Here is a 16,509-nt window from a genome sequence, read left to right as displayed (position 1 = left end):
GCATCATGCTGAGGAGATTAAACGAATTTGGAAGGAAAGTTCAGGTCGGTATGGTGTACGTAAAGTCTGGCAAAAACTGAAACGTGAAGGCTATATTATTGCACGCTGTACTGTTGCTCGATTAATGAAAAATCTAGGTATACAAGGTGTTTGGCGTGGTAAGAATAAACAAACCACCCGTAACCGAGATGACCAAAAACGAGCACCTGACTTGGTGAAACGGAATTTTAGAGCTGATCGGCCTAATCACTTGTGGGTTGCTGACTTTACCTATATTCAAACAAATTCAGGCTGGGTCTATACCGCCTTTATTATTGATGTGTTCTCACGAGCAATTGTTGGATGGAAAGTATCTACACGGATGAATACAGATATGGTGCTCGATGCACTTGAGCAAGCATTGCACGATCGAGGCATGCCAAAGAATGTGATTCATCATTCCGATAGAGGTGTTCAATATCTTTCTATTCGCTATACCAATCGTTTAGAAGCTGCAAATTTACGAGCATCAGTCGGTACGACTGGTGATTCATACGATAATGCACTGGCTGAAACGGTGAATGGCTTATACAAAACAGAGGTGATTGAATATTTAAAAGCAGATTGGCAAGGTTTAGCAGATGTACAACTTGCGACACTAAACTGGGTAGATTGGTTCAATAAAAAGCGTGTACACAGTGCACTGGGTTATGTATCGCCTTTTGAGTTTGAAGCAATGTACTATGATAAGATTAACCCGTTAGGTCAGGTGGCCTAACTTAAATAAAAAAGTCTCCGATAAACCCGGTACGGTTCATACCATTGGTAATCGACATAGCCTTTATCAAAAACTACAATGCTGCCAGCAGGAAACTGGAATTTGCGGCCTTGTACCATGTCATTTTCTTTGCCATTTTCAACTGCAACAAACTCAGGAATATCATTGCTGTGATTCAATCCTATGCTGAGTTTCATGCTGGCTTTTGAGTCATGAACTTTGGCCCATTCACATAAGGAAAGCGACAGGTCAATATGACTGGCATCCAAGGAATACAAGGGATTCTTAAAGCGAAATTTATGAGCTACTTTTGAGTGTTCATAGTATTTAAGCAACTTGTAAAATAGCTGTTGATACAAGGCAGCAGGCTGCTGCTCATTGATTCGTGCCAGCGTGCTTCGGGGAATAGACTTTGCTCCGAGATGACTTAGCTTTTCCTGTTGGCACTCCAAATTAGATTGAATATCTCTCAGACTTTGCCTACAAGAGAATTGAGACATCAATATGGCAATAAACTGATCCCACCGGGAAGTCTCTCTAAATTTCTGTCCAACATGGTGTACTTTAGCAAGTTGTTCAAAATCCTGTCGCACAACAGGTTTAATTAGCTCATAAAATACGGTATTCTGATGTGACAAAACCTGAATCCTGATCGTTAAAGTGTTTGTTTGCACTCATATTTTAACTGTTAGGACTCAGGTTTTTTTATTTAAAGCAAACTATGGGACAGCAGTGGGACATTCCCGTCTTTTTTATATTGCTGCCGTCGGAAAAAATGCACTAAACATTCAGCATAGGCAACCTAAATTAAGTGCAATTGCTGTAAAGCAACCTGAGCAATTTGAGTTCTGACTGCTCCTGACATTTTCGGTTTCATTTCGAGGTTCAATGAAAATGCAGTGATCTTGCCATTGGGCTGTACGACCCAACCTGTGTACCAACCAACTTGTGGCTGTACATCCATACCCCAGCCTGTTTTTGCATAGACTTTGCTTCCATTCACTGTTTCAATCAGCAACATGTCATGCACATCTTGCTGTGCCCGCTGGGAAAATGGCAGTTGTTTGGTCGCAAGTTGGTAAGCAAACTCCGCTTCTTATTCAGGGGTAATTTTGAGTGGGCCAACCAGCCAGAAGTTATCGACCTGTGGTCCAATCTCGGCATTCCCGAACTGTGCTTTTTTGACTTGTTCTGCCATTAAAGGCAAACCGATTCGGCGTGCCAATTCCTGATACACAGGCACAGCCGACAGTTTCATGCCTTCTGCTAAGGTCATGTCCTTTTCCCACATCGTATAGCTGCGTTTTTGCCCATCCCATTTAAATACTTCTGTCGTGGTAGCTTTATGCTGATCTAAACCAATCATGGCGTTGAGCATTTTAAAGGTCGATGCGGGCACATACTGAGTCTTGGCACGGCTAAGGTCATTGCCATAATGCTGAAACTGCTTGCCGTTGTAACTGACAAAAACCCCTGTCGTTTGGGCGTTGTTAAATTGCTGCTGAATGGTCTGACGAACAATCTGTTGCTGCTGTACAACCGTTACTGAGGACTGAGTTTGACAGCCACTGACTGCTGTTGCTGCCAAAATACAGCAGAGAAATTGTATTTTCATGATCTTGAGGTCTATTTTGTTCGGGAGAGTATGCACTTCAAGTACATGCTCAATAGTTTACTAAAAGATAAAATTTAAGGGTTTATTGAATGTAAACCAATGCATAAAAAATCAACAGACTCAGCACGATCACCAATAAGGTATTTTTCAGCCGATATGCTAAAACAATACAGGCAACTGCTCCCCACAAATAAGGCTGATTCCATGCACTCAGGCTCAATGCTTGACTCTGTTCAAACACAATCGGCGCTGCGACAGCAGACAGTAAGCACGGTGCTGAATAATTTAAACTGCGCTTTAAGCGATCTGGAAAGTGCAAAGGCAGACGTGGCTCAAGCAACAAATAACGATTGCAAAACACCACTGCCGCCAAGATCAATAGTAATCCCCAAGTCATGTGCGTGACTCCCAAAGACTGGCTGCCAACATGCCCAATACGCCTGCGATCACCGTACCACTTTGCCAATGCAGTGCATGGAAAATGACCGCCAACAACATACTCACGGCGACACCCACCAATGCAGGTGAACTCCGCACAAAAGGCACCACAATGGCAATAAAGGTTGCCACAATCGAAAAATCCAGATGATAAGCGGCCAAATTAGGCACTGAAGCCGCTAAAATCACACCTGCCAAACTGGACAGATTCCAAGCCAAATAAAACATCAAACCTGCTGCCAGCATAAACGGCGTGGACAATCGCTGCCGCCCTGCACATGCGGCAAACAGCTCATCGGTGAGTAAAAAGCCGATCAGTAAACGGATTTTGGATTGTTTCTGCTCAACATGTGGACGTAACGCTAACGCATACAAATAATGCTGTGCCGTCATAAAAAAGACTGAAATCACAATGGTCAGTGCGCTTGCGCCAACACCCAGTAAACTCAGACTGAGTAACTGTGCCGCTCCTGCAAAAATCACCACCGACATCAGCATAGCTTGTACAGGCGGCAGGCCTGCATGAATCGCCATTGAACCTGCCAAAATTCCCCAAGGAATCACCGCAATACACAACGGAAAAACCTTAAAAATCCCTGCTCGAATTTCTGCTGCTGTTGTCAGTGTCGGAAATGTTGAAGATGGCATGTCTGCGCCCCAAAACCCAGTGAAGCCTGATTATGCGAAGCGAAGATGCCGCTGGCTTGAACAAAATTGCTCAGTTCAAAATCAGCTGTTGTCGATAATTTTGCGGCGTGACGCCCAAGGCTTTTTTGAAATGACGGGTAAAATGACTTTGATCGGCAAAGCCACATTGCATGGCGATGTTCACCAAAGGTTCACCTGCGCGTAATAGGCGTTTGGCTTTTAAAATACGATGCTGTACCAACCACAAATGCGGGGTCATCCCCACATATTTTTTAAACTGACGCAGAAAATGCCACTGGCTCAAACCTGCTGCCTGCGCCAATTCCTGCAAGCTATAATCCTGCTCAGGCTGATCTGCCATGAGATGTTGCACTCGCGCCACCCCACAAGGATGATCTGACAACCCCATCTGATTGCTACGGCTTTGCCCATAGCGACTGACCAGACACGCCAAGGTCGATAAATACAGGGTTTCTTTAAATAAACTATGCTGTTCAGGTTGTTCTAGCACATTGAATAAAAAGCGCAACTGCTGAGATAAACCAACATCATGAATCACGGCTTGTGAAAACCACGGCACACTGCCCTGATACACGGTTAAATCTTGAGTGAGTTCCTGAAACATTTCAGGGGTTGGATAAATCGCCCGATAGCTCCAAGCCGAGTCCAAAGCAGAAGACCCTGTATGCACTTCATCGGCATTGACCAGAATAATATCGCCACGCGGTGCAACATGATTGGCACCACTGCGAAAGAAACGCTGTGCGCCATCATCAATCACACCAATGCAAAATCCCTCATGCACATGCCGAGAAAATTCTAAAGTCAGGTCTTGGGCTTTGAGCATTTCCAGCCCGCCCAGCTCATTGAAGTGAAAGTAATGGGTGCGTTCCTGCATCAGCATGTATGACTAGCCACAGAGTGAAGCTTTACCATGCCAACTTGGAAATGAATTGTATAGAAGAAAATTGCTATTTTAAGATTTGAGGCAGAGAAAAAAGTACTGTTCTTAAGCACTTTTCTTATGCTGACACTCAAATGGAGCATGTCGCATTAAGACCAAATCAATCACATCTAGAACTGCCTCATGCTGATTATCTTTTGCTGTGACAAAATCGGCAATCTGTTTTAACTCATCAACCGCATTGGCTACAGCAAATCCATAACCTGACTGTTTCACCATTTCAAGGTCGTTGTAGTTATCACCAATCGCCAAGACTTGATCATTCGAGATTTTCCAGCGTTGTTGCAACAACTGCAAACCGTGTGCCTTGTGACGATTCGGTACGATCAGATCAATAAATCCAAAACCACTCGACACCATTTTGATTGAGCCATTGGCAATACAATTGAGCTGTTCAAGATCTTGATAGAGAACATCAAAATTATAATCACTGGTATTCAACGTGACCTTACAAATCTGATCTTGGACTTGAGCCAAATCATCAACCCGTTGTAGTGACTTAAAGTATTTATTCAGCTTTTCTAAATTCTGCTGTGGAACAGCCTGACCAATATAGGCGCCTTGCTTACCACATAAAATCAATGCACTGGCATAACGCTCTGAAATTTGCGTACGCATTTCATCGACCAAGTCATGCGAAAAATGGGCAAACGATACTTCCTGTTCAGCATCTGTCACATAAGCACCATTTTCTGAGATGAAAGCAATCTGGTGAGCAATTTCAGGAAAGTAATTTTTGAGTGTGGAGAGTTGATTGCCACTGGCGACCACAAAATGAATACCGCGTTGTTGAAGTTGTTGATACTGTTTTAAAAAGCGTGCTTTGTTATATTGTTTTTCTTCATTTAGAAAAGTTCCATCCATATCAACTGCAATCATTTTAACTGTCATTTACACCTCATCTTTTGTGTGTTGGGAGATTTATTCATTTCGGTTTTAATTCATTATGCACATAAAAGATTGCGCTTTTGTGAATTTTTTTAGACTAAAGGCGAGTATTTTTAGTTTTTTGTTATAAAAGCATCTATAACTCGTAAAAAATGACGTATAGATGCTTTTATTTGTTAATTTTACTACACAATTTCCGCAATCGGTTGATCGGCATGCAAGGTTTGCCCTGTCGCTGCCAGTTGCTGAATGCGCCCACTGCTGTGTGCAAGTATCGGCACTTCCATTTTCATGGCTTCCATCACCCCGACCACATCACCCTCTTGAACCTGATCCTGTTCAGTGACTTTCCACGAACTGATCACCCCATTGATCGGTGCAAGTAACTGCTGTGGCTGATGTTTTGGGGCTGTCATCACGTGTTCAACGGGCTGACTCATTTGCATTGCCCCGAGCAATGCTGCGGGCAAACCGACCTGATGCAGCTTGCCATCAATCTCAATCGGATAACGCTGCAAAACATTTTGATGACTGTACTGGCTACGTGGCGCAACCGCAAAATCATGTTGTAAATCCTGCTCAATCCAACGGGTATGTACCTTGAAGTCCTCGGTGAAATCGGCATGTTCCAACACAGCCCGATGAAATGGCAATACCGATGCCACGCCTTCAATCTGAAAAGATTTCAAGGCACGTTTTGCCCGCTGGATGGCAATCTCACGGGTTGCCCCTGTCACAATCAGTTTTGCCATGAGTGAGTCAAAATGGCTCGACACCAGACTACCTGAACGCACACCCGTATCTAAACGCACTCCGATACCCGAAGGCGGTTGAAATGCGGTGAGTGTCCCAAATGCGGGAATAAACCCTCGTGCTGGGTCTTCGGCATTGATGCGAAACTCAATACTATGTCCTTGTGCGGCAGGCGTTTGCTGAATCGACAGGGGTTGTCCCAAAGCAATTGCAATTTGCTCAGCCACCAAGTCCAAACCTGCGGTTTGCTCCGTGACAGGATGCTCAACCTGCAAACGGGTATTCACTTCCAAAAAGGACAACTTGCCATCTCGACTCAACAGATATTCTACAGTTCCCGCACCCACATAACCCGCCGCATGGCAAATGGCTTGCGCCGAGTTTAAAATTTGCTGCTGAATTTCTGCTGTTAAAAATGGTGCAGGCGCTTCTTCGACCAATTTCTGATTACGGCGCTGCAACGAACAATCCCGTGTTCCCACCACCACCACATGCCCATGCTGATCGGCAATCACCTGCGCTTCGACATGGCGTGGCTGATCAAGATACTGCTCGACAAAACATTCACCCCGACCAAAGGCTGCGGTGGCTTCACGCACGGCTGACTCATATAGTTCTGCGACTTCATCGAGTGACCATGCCACTTTTAAGCCACGACCACCACCACCGTATGCGGCTTTAATGGCAATCGGCAAACCATACTGTTTGGCAAAATCTACAGCTTGCTGCGCCTGTTGCAAAGGCTCATCGGTTCCCTGTACCAACGGTGCGCCCACGGCTTGTGCCAGTTTACGCGCCGAAATTTTATCGCCCAGTTGTTCGATACTCGCAGGCGATGGGCCAATCCAGATCAATCCTGCATTTTGTACCGCCTGTGCAAAGTCAGCACGTTCCGATAAAAAACCATAACCTGGATGCAGCATGGTGGCTTGTGACTGCTTGGCAATCGCTAAAATCTTGTCGATATTTAAATAGGTATCTTTGGCGGTTTGCCCTGAGAGTGCCCATGCTTCATCGGCCAGTTGCACATGTAGGCTGTCAATATCATCATCGGCATATAACGCGACTGAGGTGATGTCTAAATCGCGGCAGGCCTGAATGATCCGCACCGCAATCTCTCCACGGTTGGCAATTAAAATTTTATGCTGCTGTGTCATTCTTTTTTCTCAATCTTTTATCTATTCGGAAATTTGGCGAAACTGGATCTGACAGCCCGCAGGAATTTGTGCGACCAACGACAAATGATGGGGTGCAACGGCTGCAATCACGGGGTAACCGCCTGTCAGGGGATGATCGTTCATAAACAGTACAGGTTGCCCATTCGGCGGCACTTGGAGTGCGCCCGTGCATGTGCCTTCACTCGGCAACTCCTGCATTTGACTGCGCTGCAACGCCTGTTGCCCCTGTAACCGCAGCCCGACCCGATTGCTGTCAGCACTCACCTGCCAAGTCTGTTTAAGTAATAAATCCACACTTTCTGAACTAAACCAATCTGTACGCGGCCCCAACACAATATCGAGCTGTACAGTGTCACCCACTCGAGGCAAAGTCGGTATTGAAAGTGGTTCAACCTGTACCGCCGTAGTTTCAGCATCAGCCTGCGCCAGTAATTCACCTACCTGTACAGGCGGGCTGCCCAATGCTGCAAGCGAGTCATAACTTCGACTCCCTAGAATCAGCGGTGCAGCAATACCCCCACGCAGTGCCAAATATTGACGTAGCCCTGTTTCTGGTGCTGCAATCTCAATACGATCGCCCGCATCTAAAGCAATGGCACGATAACAACCGACATCGACACGACTCTGATCAGGGTAGGTCACCCACAGCGAACCCACTCCCCCCGTCACTGCAATCACAGTCGGCTGTAACACCTCCGCAGAAAAGCCACCATTTAAAATTTCCAAGGCAGCAGCCGTTTTCGTATTTCCGACTAAAGCATTGGCAGAGGCTAAAGCGGTTTGATCCATAGCTCCTGCCTGTCCAACACCGAGCTTGGCGACTTGGTCTCGCCCTTGATCTTGAATCAGAGTTTGCAAACCGACTTTTAGAACTTTGAGAACTGCATTCTCAACGCTGACCTGATGGGTCTGAACAGTTTTTGGGGCAATGCTTTCATTTAGAAACACCTGTGTCGGCTGTCGGGTCACATCACGAAATACCACGCGATCACTCGGCAACAGCAATGCAGGAGGATCACCTAATTCATCCCACATTCGACTTGTGGTTCGCCCAATCAACTGCCAGCCCCCTGGGCTGTCTTTGGGATAAATCCCAGTGTAATCATTGGCAAGCGCCACCGAACCCGCAGGCACTTTTTTGCGTGGGGAACTGAGTCGTGGAATATTTTGAAACTGCTGCTCAGGGCTGACCAGATACGCAAAGCCCGGTGCAAAACCAATAAATGCCACCTGCCAATGACTTTGAGTATGTCGCTGAATCAACTCGGTCACTGACCAGCCCAACTGATCTGCCAAAGGGGCTAAATCTTCTCCGTCATAGCAGACATCAACCACCCGCTCACGACCAACGTCCAGTGTCTGATCGTGTACAGGCTGCTGGGCAATCCAATCCATCAAAACTTTGGCTTGAATTTTCCAGCGATCGAAATACACCAGAATAGTCTGTGCCGCAGGAATCATTTCACGAATATCAGGATGTCCAAGCTGTTGTAGCTGCCGATACAGTGCAAGAGTTTCTTCGAGGCTATTGAGTTCGATTAAAAAGCTGTCCAGATTGACCGATAAAAAACGCATTTGATCTCCTTATCCTTTAGCTGAGCCATGCCCGATCAGGCACATCGGTAATCAACATGTGCCCCGGTGCATGGGTAATCGCAAATGGAATTTTGGACTGCATCACCGCTGCTTGCGGCGTCACGCCACAGGCCCAAAACACAGGAATTTCATCGGACAACAGGCGTGGTGCATCACCAAAATCAGGCTGAGATAAATCTTCAATCCCTAAAGCGTTCGGGTTGCCAATATGCACAGGCGCACCATGAACTTGTGGCAATCGTGCGGTAATTTGCACAGCTTGGCTAATCTGATGCGCAGGCATTGGACGCATTGACACCACCAAATTACCTGAGATACGCCCCGCAGGCTGACAGGCTATATTGGTCAAATACATCGGCACATTTCGCTGATCTTGAATGTGGCGCATTTCAATGCCTGCTTCCATCAACGCTGTTTCAAAGGAAAAACTGCAACCAATTAAAAATGTCACCAAATCAGGATGCTGCTGCCAAATCTGCAAGGCATCTGTGACTTCTTCTTCAAGCTGTCCCGACTGCCAAATCCGATAACGTGGAAAGTCATGTCGAATATCAGCACTCGGTGCCAGTTGTGGCTGAAACTGCCCTTGCTCTAAAACTTCCAAGACAGGACAACTTTGCGGGTTACGCTGTGCGTAGAGTAAAAAATCATAAGCCCAGTCTTGCGGTACACTGATCATGTTGACCTGTGTCATGCCTGCAACCAAACCTGCCGTTGGTCGATCCCAACCTTGTCGAATCTGTGTTCGCATGTGTTCAGCTCGCGCCAATTGCTCTGCACTCGCCAGTGCTCGATGTGTCAACATCTCAACCCTCCGCTTGCGAGGCAAATGCCTGAATTTGAATCCCTGCTTGCTCTAAACGCTGGCGAATCGCTTGAGCCATTTCAACTGCGCCCTGTGTATCGCCATGCAAACAAATGCTTTGCGCCTGAATCGGGGTAAATTGACCATCGATTGAAGTCACCCCACCCGTTTGAATCAGGCTAACCACACGTGCTGCAATCTCTTCAACATCATGTAAAACTGCGCCTGCCAAACGTCGAGAAACCAATGAACCATCGGCATTGTAGGCACGGTCAGCAAAGGCTTCCGCAATAACCATCACGCCTTGCTGTTGGGCAAATTCAATCAGCGCTGAACCTGCCAACCCAACCAAAATTAATTTTGGATCAAGCAATTGCATCGCATCTATCACTGCCTTCGCTTGCTGTAAATTGTGTGCAATGGTGTTATAGAGTGCGCCATGCGGTTTGACATAGGTCACTTGTGTGCCTGCGGCTTTGGCCAATCCTTGCAATGCTGCAACCTGATACATGACATCGGTCAGTAATTCATCATAGGACACATCCATATTGCGGCGTCCAAAACCGACAAGGTCTGGATACGACACATGTGCTCCAACATTCACACCACAGGCAGCCGCCTGCTTTAAGGTTTTGAAGATTCCCGCAGGATCTCCCGCATGAAAACCGCAAGCGATATTGGCACTACTGACCACAGGTAAAATCAGAGCGTCATTACCCATCTGCCATGCGCCGTAGCTTTCTCCCAAATCACTATTTAAATCGATCTGCATACTCACCACCTATAATGTTTTTAAGTAATGGAAGATAGTATTGAATGAGACATAACCCATATACCAAGTCAACAAACAGGTGAGGATACCTAAAATAGTCAACCATTTTGGATACGCATAATTGCCCATCAAGTCTTGACGGCATGCAGCGACATACACAAAGAGAGTTAAACCTATCGGCAAGACCAAACCATTTAAACCACCGACAAAAACCAACAAACTGGCAGGCGTTGCGCCAATTAATACGAACAATAACAATGCCAGTGCAATAAATACGATGGTACAAATATTGCGCTGCTTCAAATTAATATCAGGTTTAAATGCACTAAAAAATGAAACCGAAGTATAGGCAGCCCCAATTGAGCTACTGATCCCTGCTGCCCAAAAAATCAGACCAAATAATTTAAACCCAAATTCACCTGCGGCATATTGAAAGGCTTGTGCAGCAGGATTGGCATTGTGCCCAGACAAGTCAATTGCAGCACCACTCATCACCACCCCTAAAATCGCCAGAAACAGCACATAGCGCATAATCCCGACGACTACGATGCCCTTGGTCGCCGCGCGTGATACTTCATCGATATGTTCAGCGCCCACTGTGCCTTTATCGAGTAAACGATGCGCGCCTGCATAACAGATATAGCCGCCCACGGTGCCACCGACGATGGTGGTAATACTGGCGAAGTCGATATGACTCGGCAAAATCGTTTGATGAAAAGCGTCTGCGACAGGTGGAGCAACCATCACCGCCACAATCACAATCAGCACAATCTTAAGAATCCCCAAAAAGATCATGCTTTTGTCGACCACTAAAGTGGCTTTGCGTGAAGCAAAAATTAAAATCGCCAATCCACCACTAATGACCCCACCCCATTTGGTATCTAAGCCAAACAGTGCATTTAAACCCAGTGCCGCCCCTGCAATGTTGCCAATATTGAAAAAGAACCCACCAAATATCACAAAGACCGCCAAGACATAACCGCTACCAGGTAACACCATATTGGCAATATCAGGTGCACGTTTTTGGGTTAAGGTCACAACACGCCAAATATTTTGCTGAACCACATAATCAATTAAAATTGACAGTAAAATCCCGAAACCAAATGCTGCACCCATTTTGACAGTGAAGGTCGCAGTTTGGGTTAAAAACCCTGGCCCCATCGCCGAAGTGGCCATTAAAAATATGGAAGCAATAATCGACCACTGCCGTTCACTAAAAAAAGATTTCTTTTCGACCTGATTCATCTCATCCCCTTAAAATTAAAATTCCTTTGCGGCATGGCTATTCCTTGCTTATTTAAAATATAAGATTTCGTTCATAATCCCTTTTTATTTGCTCTAGAAGAAAAATATAAAAGAGAAAATCATGATGAAAGAAATCTGCTCATCTGAATTCAAGCTTAATAATTAAACACAGCCATCATATGGACTCAATTCAGATCAGGAGAAAAATTCATAAATTAATTTATTGTTTTATATATATTTTTTATTATTATTTTGATCAATAAGCATTTCTTATTTATATCTATAAATAATGAATATCAATCATTTTTTGCTTTTCCCTATAATAGTGCAGCCTTGTTTTAAAAGCGTGCGTGACTGCACTTAAATCACACGCTGTTGTTCTTGATCTTGCTGATAACGTAAAAAATCTAAATTCAGTTTTTTCACTGCATATTTAGAAATTTCAATCGCGATTTCTGTTAATTGCTGTTTGAGAAAATCATCTTTTCCTAAAATATAGACACAGGAAAAATCGTATGGTTTTAAATGCAGTGCTGTATTTAATATTGCCAGACGTTGTGCTTTTAACTCATTTAAAACGGATAAATGCGGAATAATGCCAATCCCTAAACCATCCTCCGTCATTTTAATTAAGGTCGACAATGAATAACTGGTAATCATTTTGGGTTCATTTAAATACTGCTGCACCATCTGATTTTTTAAATCTTTATAGGGATAAGTATTTTTTGGATAAGTCAAAATGGTGTGTTGAGTCAAATCTTTCAGGTCAAGGCAACGCTGTGCAAAGCGTTTTTTAAGACGGGGTGCAATCAAAAAACTATGTTCAAAACTACAGAGTGGCACAGATACACAGTCAAAATCACAAGCAGCATCCAGCAAAAAGGCCATATCGAGCTCACCTGAACGCACGGCTTCTTTCAGCATCGGTGTAAGATTAATCACAATATCAATCGTGACTCGTGGAAACTCTTCACTGACCCGCTCAATAAACTCAACCAACCACGTATGTACCACAGTTTCTGCAACACCCAGTCGAATGCAGGAATTAAAAGCCGTTTTTTCTGACAGACTACGCATTAGTTGATTATTCAACTGAATATATTTTGCCGCATAATCAAAAACCACCTTGCCTTGATCTGTCAGCTGAATACTGCGTGAAGTACGATCTAGCAACTTCACGCCAAGCTCTTTCTCCAGTGCATTTAAACGTTGTGATACCGCGGGTTGGCTGGTTTTAAGCTGAGTCGCTGCTTTATTAAAACTATTGAGTTGAGCCACCCAGTAAAAATTTTCAATATTCTTAAAATTCATGCCTCAACCCAGTTCCAATCCATTGTGATGTCCCATCTACACTTATTTAAATTTGGTGATTTTCTCAACTTCTTTCAAAGTCTGTTTAATCGGCTCATAGTCTAAGAACCAGAACAGGTTTATACCGCGATGATGGTGCTGCTGTGCCAACATATCAATCACACTCTTCTCACCACGCCCAACCAGATGACGGCGATAAAAATACACTACCAACAAGACTGTACATAGCAACATCACGATCAACATCACCCAAAAACCGACTGGAGATTTAAGTCCGGGAATAAATTCAAAATTCATTCCATAAACCCCCGTGAGCAGCGTTAATGGTGCAAAAACTGCGGTGATAATCGCTAAAATCCGCATATTTTCATTGGTCTGGTTGGAAATCGCAGAAAAATGCAGATCAATCGCTGCCTGAATAGAACTGCGCGAACGTGCAGTATATTTTTGGATTCGCTCAATATGGCTGACCAAATCATTGACCCGCACCAACATGATATCTAATGCTTCACGATGTTGCTCCCCGACCAAATGATGATAGTTTTCAACAATTTCATCTCTGAGTTCTTGCAAGGTTTCAATTTGTTCTTCGCATAAATTTTCCACCTGCTGAAATGCAGTATTTTCCTGCAATAAACGATGCCATTGTTTAAAATTATGTCGCCCTTGTAACAGTTCACGCTGCCAATATTCCACGCGGCGAGTCAACGGTGTTCTTAATTCCAAATAGTCATCAATCATGCTGTTCAGAATACGCAGTGACAGATTTAATGGCGTGTTGGGCAACTTACGCAAGCGGTTTTGTTCTTCGGGAGGTTTATGCATAAAACCATGCAAACGCTCAATATAACTTTCAATCGCTTTATTGCCCTTTTCACGGACTGTCACCAATGATCTGGCACTCATACAGAAAGCAACTGGGGTGGTGACTAAACCAAAATCATTACTATGTTTTTCAAGACTTTTTTCAGTCAAATTAATCTGATCTTCAGGACTGATCAATTTACGGAAAATCAAAAAATCATAATCTTCCATCGCATCAAAAGCACAAGGATGTTCAATGTTCAATACATCCTGCACATGAAATTCATTAAGCGACATATGTGCCAAAGCATGCAATTGATCTTGCCATTCATCTGCTTTGCCCACCACATCTTGCCTTAGACAATCCACCCAAACAAAATCAAGCACATAGAACTCAGATTGTTCTTGGCTAATAAAGGCGTAATTTTCATCGGGATGGCGGTAGAAGTAATAAATTTGCATAGATTTGTATTTAAAAACATCATCAAGCTTGCATCATGACATAAAAAAAGCCCGCTTCAAGCGGACTTTCTTTAACAAGTAATCAGAAGATTATGCTTGCTCTACATCTTTCATAGTCAATTTGATACGACCACGGTTGTCAACATCAGCAACTTGAACCTTGATTTCTTGACCTTCAGTCAATACGTCAGTCACGTTGGCAATACGCTCATTTGAGATTTGAGAGATATGCAACAAGCCGTCAGTACCTGGCAAGATGTTCACGAACGCACCAAATTCAACAATACGAATCACTTTACCCGCATAGATTTTGCCTGGTTCAACTTCAGCAGTAAGCGCTTGGATCTTCGCAATCGCTGCACGTGCAGCCGCTTTAGATTCACCAAATACGCGCACTGTACCGTTGTCTTCGATGTCAATCGCAGCTTTAGTTTCTTCAGTAATGGCACGGATGGTTGCACCACCTTTACCAATTACGTCACGAATCTTGTCTGGGTTAATCGTGATCACTTCGAATGTTGGCGCGTGAGCTGAAATTTCAGAACGTGCACGAGAAATCACTTTGTTCATTTCATTCAAAATGTGCATACGACCAGCAAATGCTTGGTTCAATGCCACTTCCATGATTTCTTCAGTGATGCCTTCGATTTTGATGTCCATTTGAAGCGCGGTAATACCGTTTGCAGAACCCGCAACTTTAAAGTCCATATCACCAAGATGATCTTCGTCACCCAAGATGTCAGAAAGAACTGCGAAACGCTCGCCTTCTTTGACTAGACCCATTGCGATACCTGCAACAGGTGCTTTCAATGGAACGCCAGCGTCCATCAATGCCAATGAAGCGCCACATACAGACGCCATTGAAGATGAACCATTAGATTCAGTAATGTCAGAAACTACACGTAACACGTATGGGAAACGGTCAATTGGAGGAAGAACCGCTTGAACACCACGACGAGCCAAACGACCATGACCGATTTCACGACGTTTTGGACCAGATTCACGACCCGTTTCACCTACAGAGTATGCAGGGAAGTTGTAGTGCAACATGAAGTTGTCAGTTTTTGTACCTGCAAGCGTGTCAACCATCAAGGCATCACGAGTGTTACCTAAAGTTGCAGTGACCAGTGCCTGAGTTTCACCACGCGTGAACAACGCAGAACCGTGAGTACGCTCTAACACGCCCACTTGTACGTCTAAGCCACGAACAGTTTTGGTATCACGACCATCAATACGTGGTTTACCAGACAAGATGTTGTCACGAACGGTGCGGTATTTAAGATCTTCAAACAAGAAGTCAACTTCATCAGCAATACCGTCAACATCTTCTGCAGGTACAAACTGAGCAACAGCTTCAGCATGAAGTGCATCAAGCGCTGCATAACGATCTTGTTTCACTGCAATGGTGTAAGCTTCTGAGATTTTCGCTTCAAATGCTGCTTTTAATTGTGCACGCAATTCTTCGTTGTGTGCAGGTGCAGTCCATGTAGATGCTGCTGCGCCTACTGCTGCTGCAAATTCTTGAATCGCTTGAATGGCGATCTGTTGTTCGTCATGACCGAACAATACAGCGCCAAGCATTTGATCTTCTGAAAGTTCTTTCGCTTCAGATTCAACCATCAACACGGCTGATTCTGTACCTGCAACCACAAGGTCAAGGTCAGACTGAGCCAATTGTTCATAGCTTGGGTTAAGTACGTATTCACCGTTGATCAAACCAACACGCGCTGCGCCAATTGGGCCGCGGAATGGTGTACCTGCAATTGCAAGTGCTGCAGAAGTACCGAGCATTGCTGCAATGTCAGCATCCATCGTTTTGTCAGAAGACACAACAGTTGCAGTCACTTGGATTTCGTTGTAGTAACCTTCTGGGAACAACGGACGAATTGGACGGTCGATCAAACGTGAAATTAAAGTTTCAGCTTCAGAAGCACGACCTTCACGTTTACCGTAACCACCTGGGATACGACCCGCAGCATATTGTTTTTCTTGATAGTTAACAGTCAGTGGGAAGAAATCCTGACCTGCTTTTGCTGTTGGCTGAGCCACAACTGCAACAAGTACGCTCACCCCACCCATTGTAATCAATACAGAGTTAGCTTGGCGAGCAACACGACCCGTTTCCAAAACCACTGGGTATTGACCATATTGGAATTCTTTACGAACAATATTAAACATTGACATATATTGTATTTTCCTAGTTCTTTTTGAACAGTTTTTTCTAGTGGAGACCCCTAAGGTTTGGCATTCACAGCACAATTTGCAATAAATGA

At 44.5% G+C, this 16,509-nt stretch carries 13 protein-coding genes and 2 pseudogenes; 1 reads left to right on the top strand and 14 read right to left on the bottom strand.

Annotated features, from left to right (window positions below; all coding sequences use genetic code 11):
• A partial coding sequence (locus tag GBN19_RS07515) for an IS3 family transposase (RefSeq protein WP_151777694.1) occupies nucleotides 1-757 on the top strand: 757 nt, incomplete at its 5' end.
• Between the two features lie 35 nt (nucleotides 758-792).
• Here the strand turns inward: GBN19_RS07515 and GBN19_RS07510 are convergent.
• The 14 genes and pseudogenes from GBN19_RS07510 to pnp all read right to left on the bottom strand — a co-directional run.
• A pseudogene (locus GBN19_RS07510) lies at nucleotides 793-1,395 on the bottom strand (IS4-like element ISAbe18 family transposase); the annotation flags it as partial.
• A 164-nt stretch (nucleotides 1,396-1,559) separates the two neighbouring features.
• Nucleotides 1,560-2,372 (bottom strand): annotated as a pseudogene (gene blaOXA / locus GBN19_RS07505) (class D beta-lactamase).
• Between the two features lie 82 nt (nucleotides 2,373-2,454).
• A complete protein-coding gene (locus GBN19_RS07500; protein WP_151777693.1) occupies nucleotides 2,455-2,769 on the bottom strand; it encodes an AzlD domain-containing protein in 315 nt (104 codons plus the stop codon).
• Nucleotides 2,766-3,458 carry an AzlC family ABC transporter permease gene (locus GBN19_RS07495; RefSeq protein ID WP_151777692.1) on the bottom strand — a complete coding sequence of 231 codons (693 nt, stop codon included), beginning with the start codon at nucleotides 3,456-3,458 and terminating at the stop codon, nucleotides 2,766-2,768. Before GBN19_RS07495 ends, GBN19_RS07500 begins: the two co-directional genes overlap by 4 nt.
• Before the next feature lie 70 nt (nucleotides 3,459-3,528).
• A complete protein-coding gene (locus GBN19_RS07490) occupies nucleotides 3,529-4,359 on the bottom strand; it encodes an AraC family transcriptional regulator (protein ID WP_171494447.1) in 831 nt (276 codons plus the stop codon).
• Nucleotides 4,360-4,467: 108 nt separating this feature from the next.
• On the bottom strand, nucleotides 4,468-5,313 hold the full coding sequence (locus GBN19_RS07485; RefSeq protein WP_151777691.1) for a Cof-type HAD-IIB family hydrolase: 846 nt from the start codon (nucleotides 5,311-5,313) through the stop codon (nucleotides 4,468-4,470).
• 182 nt (nucleotides 5,314-5,495) lie between these two features.
• Entirely contained in the window at nucleotides 5,496-7,220 is a 1,725-nt protein-coding gene (locus GBN19_RS07480) for an acetyl/propionyl/methylcrotonyl-CoA carboxylase subunit alpha (protein WP_151777690.1), read from the bottom strand.
• A 21-nt stretch (nucleotides 7,221-7,241) separates the two neighbouring features.
• Complete coding sequence (locus GBN19_RS07475; protein ID WP_151777689.1) at nucleotides 7,242-8,816, bottom strand: 5-oxoprolinase subunit B/C family protein; 1,575 nt, start codon at nucleotides 8,814-8,816, stop codon at nucleotides 7,242-7,244.
• 16 nt (nucleotides 8,817-8,832) lie between these two features.
• Nucleotides 8,833-9,642 (bottom strand): putative hydro-lyase, encoded by an 810-nt coding sequence (locus tag GBN19_RS07470; RefSeq protein WP_151777688.1) that lies wholly within the window; start codon nucleotides 9,640-9,642, stop codon nucleotides 8,833-8,835.
• Between the two features lies 1 nt (nucleotide 9,643).
• Nucleotides 9,644-10,414, bottom strand: a complete 771-nt coding sequence (locus tag GBN19_RS07465; protein ID WP_151777687.1) for a LamB/YcsF family protein — start codon at nucleotides 10,412-10,414, stop codon at nucleotides 9,644-9,646.
• Nucleotides 10,415-10,423: 9 nt separating this feature from the next.
• On the bottom strand, nucleotides 10,424-11,659 hold the full coding sequence (locus GBN19_RS07460) for an NRAMP family divalent metal transporter (RefSeq protein WP_151710921.1): 1,236 nt from the start codon (nucleotides 11,657-11,659) through the stop codon (nucleotides 10,424-10,426).
• A 360-nt stretch (nucleotides 11,660-12,019) separates the two neighbouring features.
• Nucleotides 12,020-12,970, bottom strand: a complete 951-nt coding sequence (locus tag GBN19_RS07455) for a LysR family transcriptional regulator (RefSeq protein ID WP_151777686.1) — start codon at nucleotides 12,968-12,970, stop codon at nucleotides 12,020-12,022.
• 42 nt (nucleotides 12,971-13,012) lie between these two features.
• Nucleotides 13,013-14,236: a magnesium transporter CorA family protein gene (locus GBN19_RS07450; protein WP_151777685.1), complete on the bottom strand. Its 1,224-nt coding sequence runs from the start codon at nucleotides 14,234-14,236 to the stop codon at nucleotides 13,013-13,015.
• Between the two features lie 90 nt (nucleotides 14,237-14,326).
• Complete coding sequence (gene pnp, locus GBN19_RS07445; protein ID WP_171492610.1) at nucleotides 14,327-16,414, bottom strand: polyribonucleotide nucleotidyltransferase; 2,088 nt, start codon at nucleotides 16,412-16,414, stop codon at nucleotides 14,327-14,329.
• Nucleotides 16,415-16,509: the final 95 nt, after the last annotated feature.

Source organism: Acinetobacter brisouii (assembly GCF_008993995.1).
In the GTDB taxonomy this organism is placed as follows: domain Bacteria; phylum Pseudomonadota; class Gammaproteobacteria; order Pseudomonadales; family Moraxellaceae; genus Acinetobacter; species Acinetobacter brisouii_A.
This window is presented reverse-complemented; position numbering and strand designations above follow the sequence as displayed.

What these genes read in the sequence shown, in the direction of transcription:
- GBN19_RS07500 (WP_151777693.1), bottom strand. Translation starts at nt 2,769, where the DNA reads ATGACTTGGGGATTACTATTGATCTTGGCGGCAGTGGTGTTTTGCAAT.
- GBN19_RS07495 (WP_151777692.1), bottom strand. Translation starts at nt 3,458, where the DNA reads ATGCCATCTTCAACATTTCCGACACTGACAACAGCAGCAGAAATTCGA.
- GBN19_RS07485 (WP_151777691.1), bottom strand. Translation starts at nt 5,313, where the DNA reads ATGACAGTTAAAATGATTGCAGTTGATATGGATGGAACTTTTCTAAAT.
- GBN19_RS07480 (WP_151777690.1), bottom strand. Translation starts at nt 7,220, where the DNA reads ATGACACAGCAGCATAAAATTTTAATTGCCAACCGTGGAGAGATTGCG.
- GBN19_RS07475 (WP_151777689.1), bottom strand. Translation starts at nt 8,816, where the DNA reads ATGCGTTTTTTATCGGTCAATCTGGACAGCTTTTTAATCGAACTCAAT.
- GBN19_RS07470 (WP_151777688.1), bottom strand. Translation starts at nt 9,642, where the DNA reads ATGTTGACACATCGAGCACTGGCGAGTGCAGAGCAATTGGCGCGAGCT.
- GBN19_RS07465 (WP_151777687.1), bottom strand. Translation starts at nt 10,414, where the DNA reads ATGCAGATCGATTTAAATAGTGATTTGGGAGAAAGCTACGGCGCATGG.
- GBN19_RS07460 (WP_151710921.1), bottom strand. Translation starts at nt 11,659, where the DNA reads ATGAATCAGGTCGAAAAGAAATCTTTTTTTAGTGAACGGCAGTGGTCG.
- GBN19_RS07455 (WP_151777686.1), bottom strand. Translation starts at nt 12,970, where the DNA reads ATGAATTTTAAGAATATTGAAAATTTTTACTGGGTGGCTCAACTCAAT.
- GBN19_RS07450 (WP_151777685.1), bottom strand. Translation starts at nt 14,236, where the DNA reads ATGCAAATTTATTACTTCTACCGCCATCCCGATGAAAATTACGCCTTT.
- pnp (WP_171492610.1), bottom strand. Translation starts at nt 16,414, where the DNA reads ATGTTTAATATTGTTCGTAAAGAATTCCAATATGGTCAATACCCAGTG.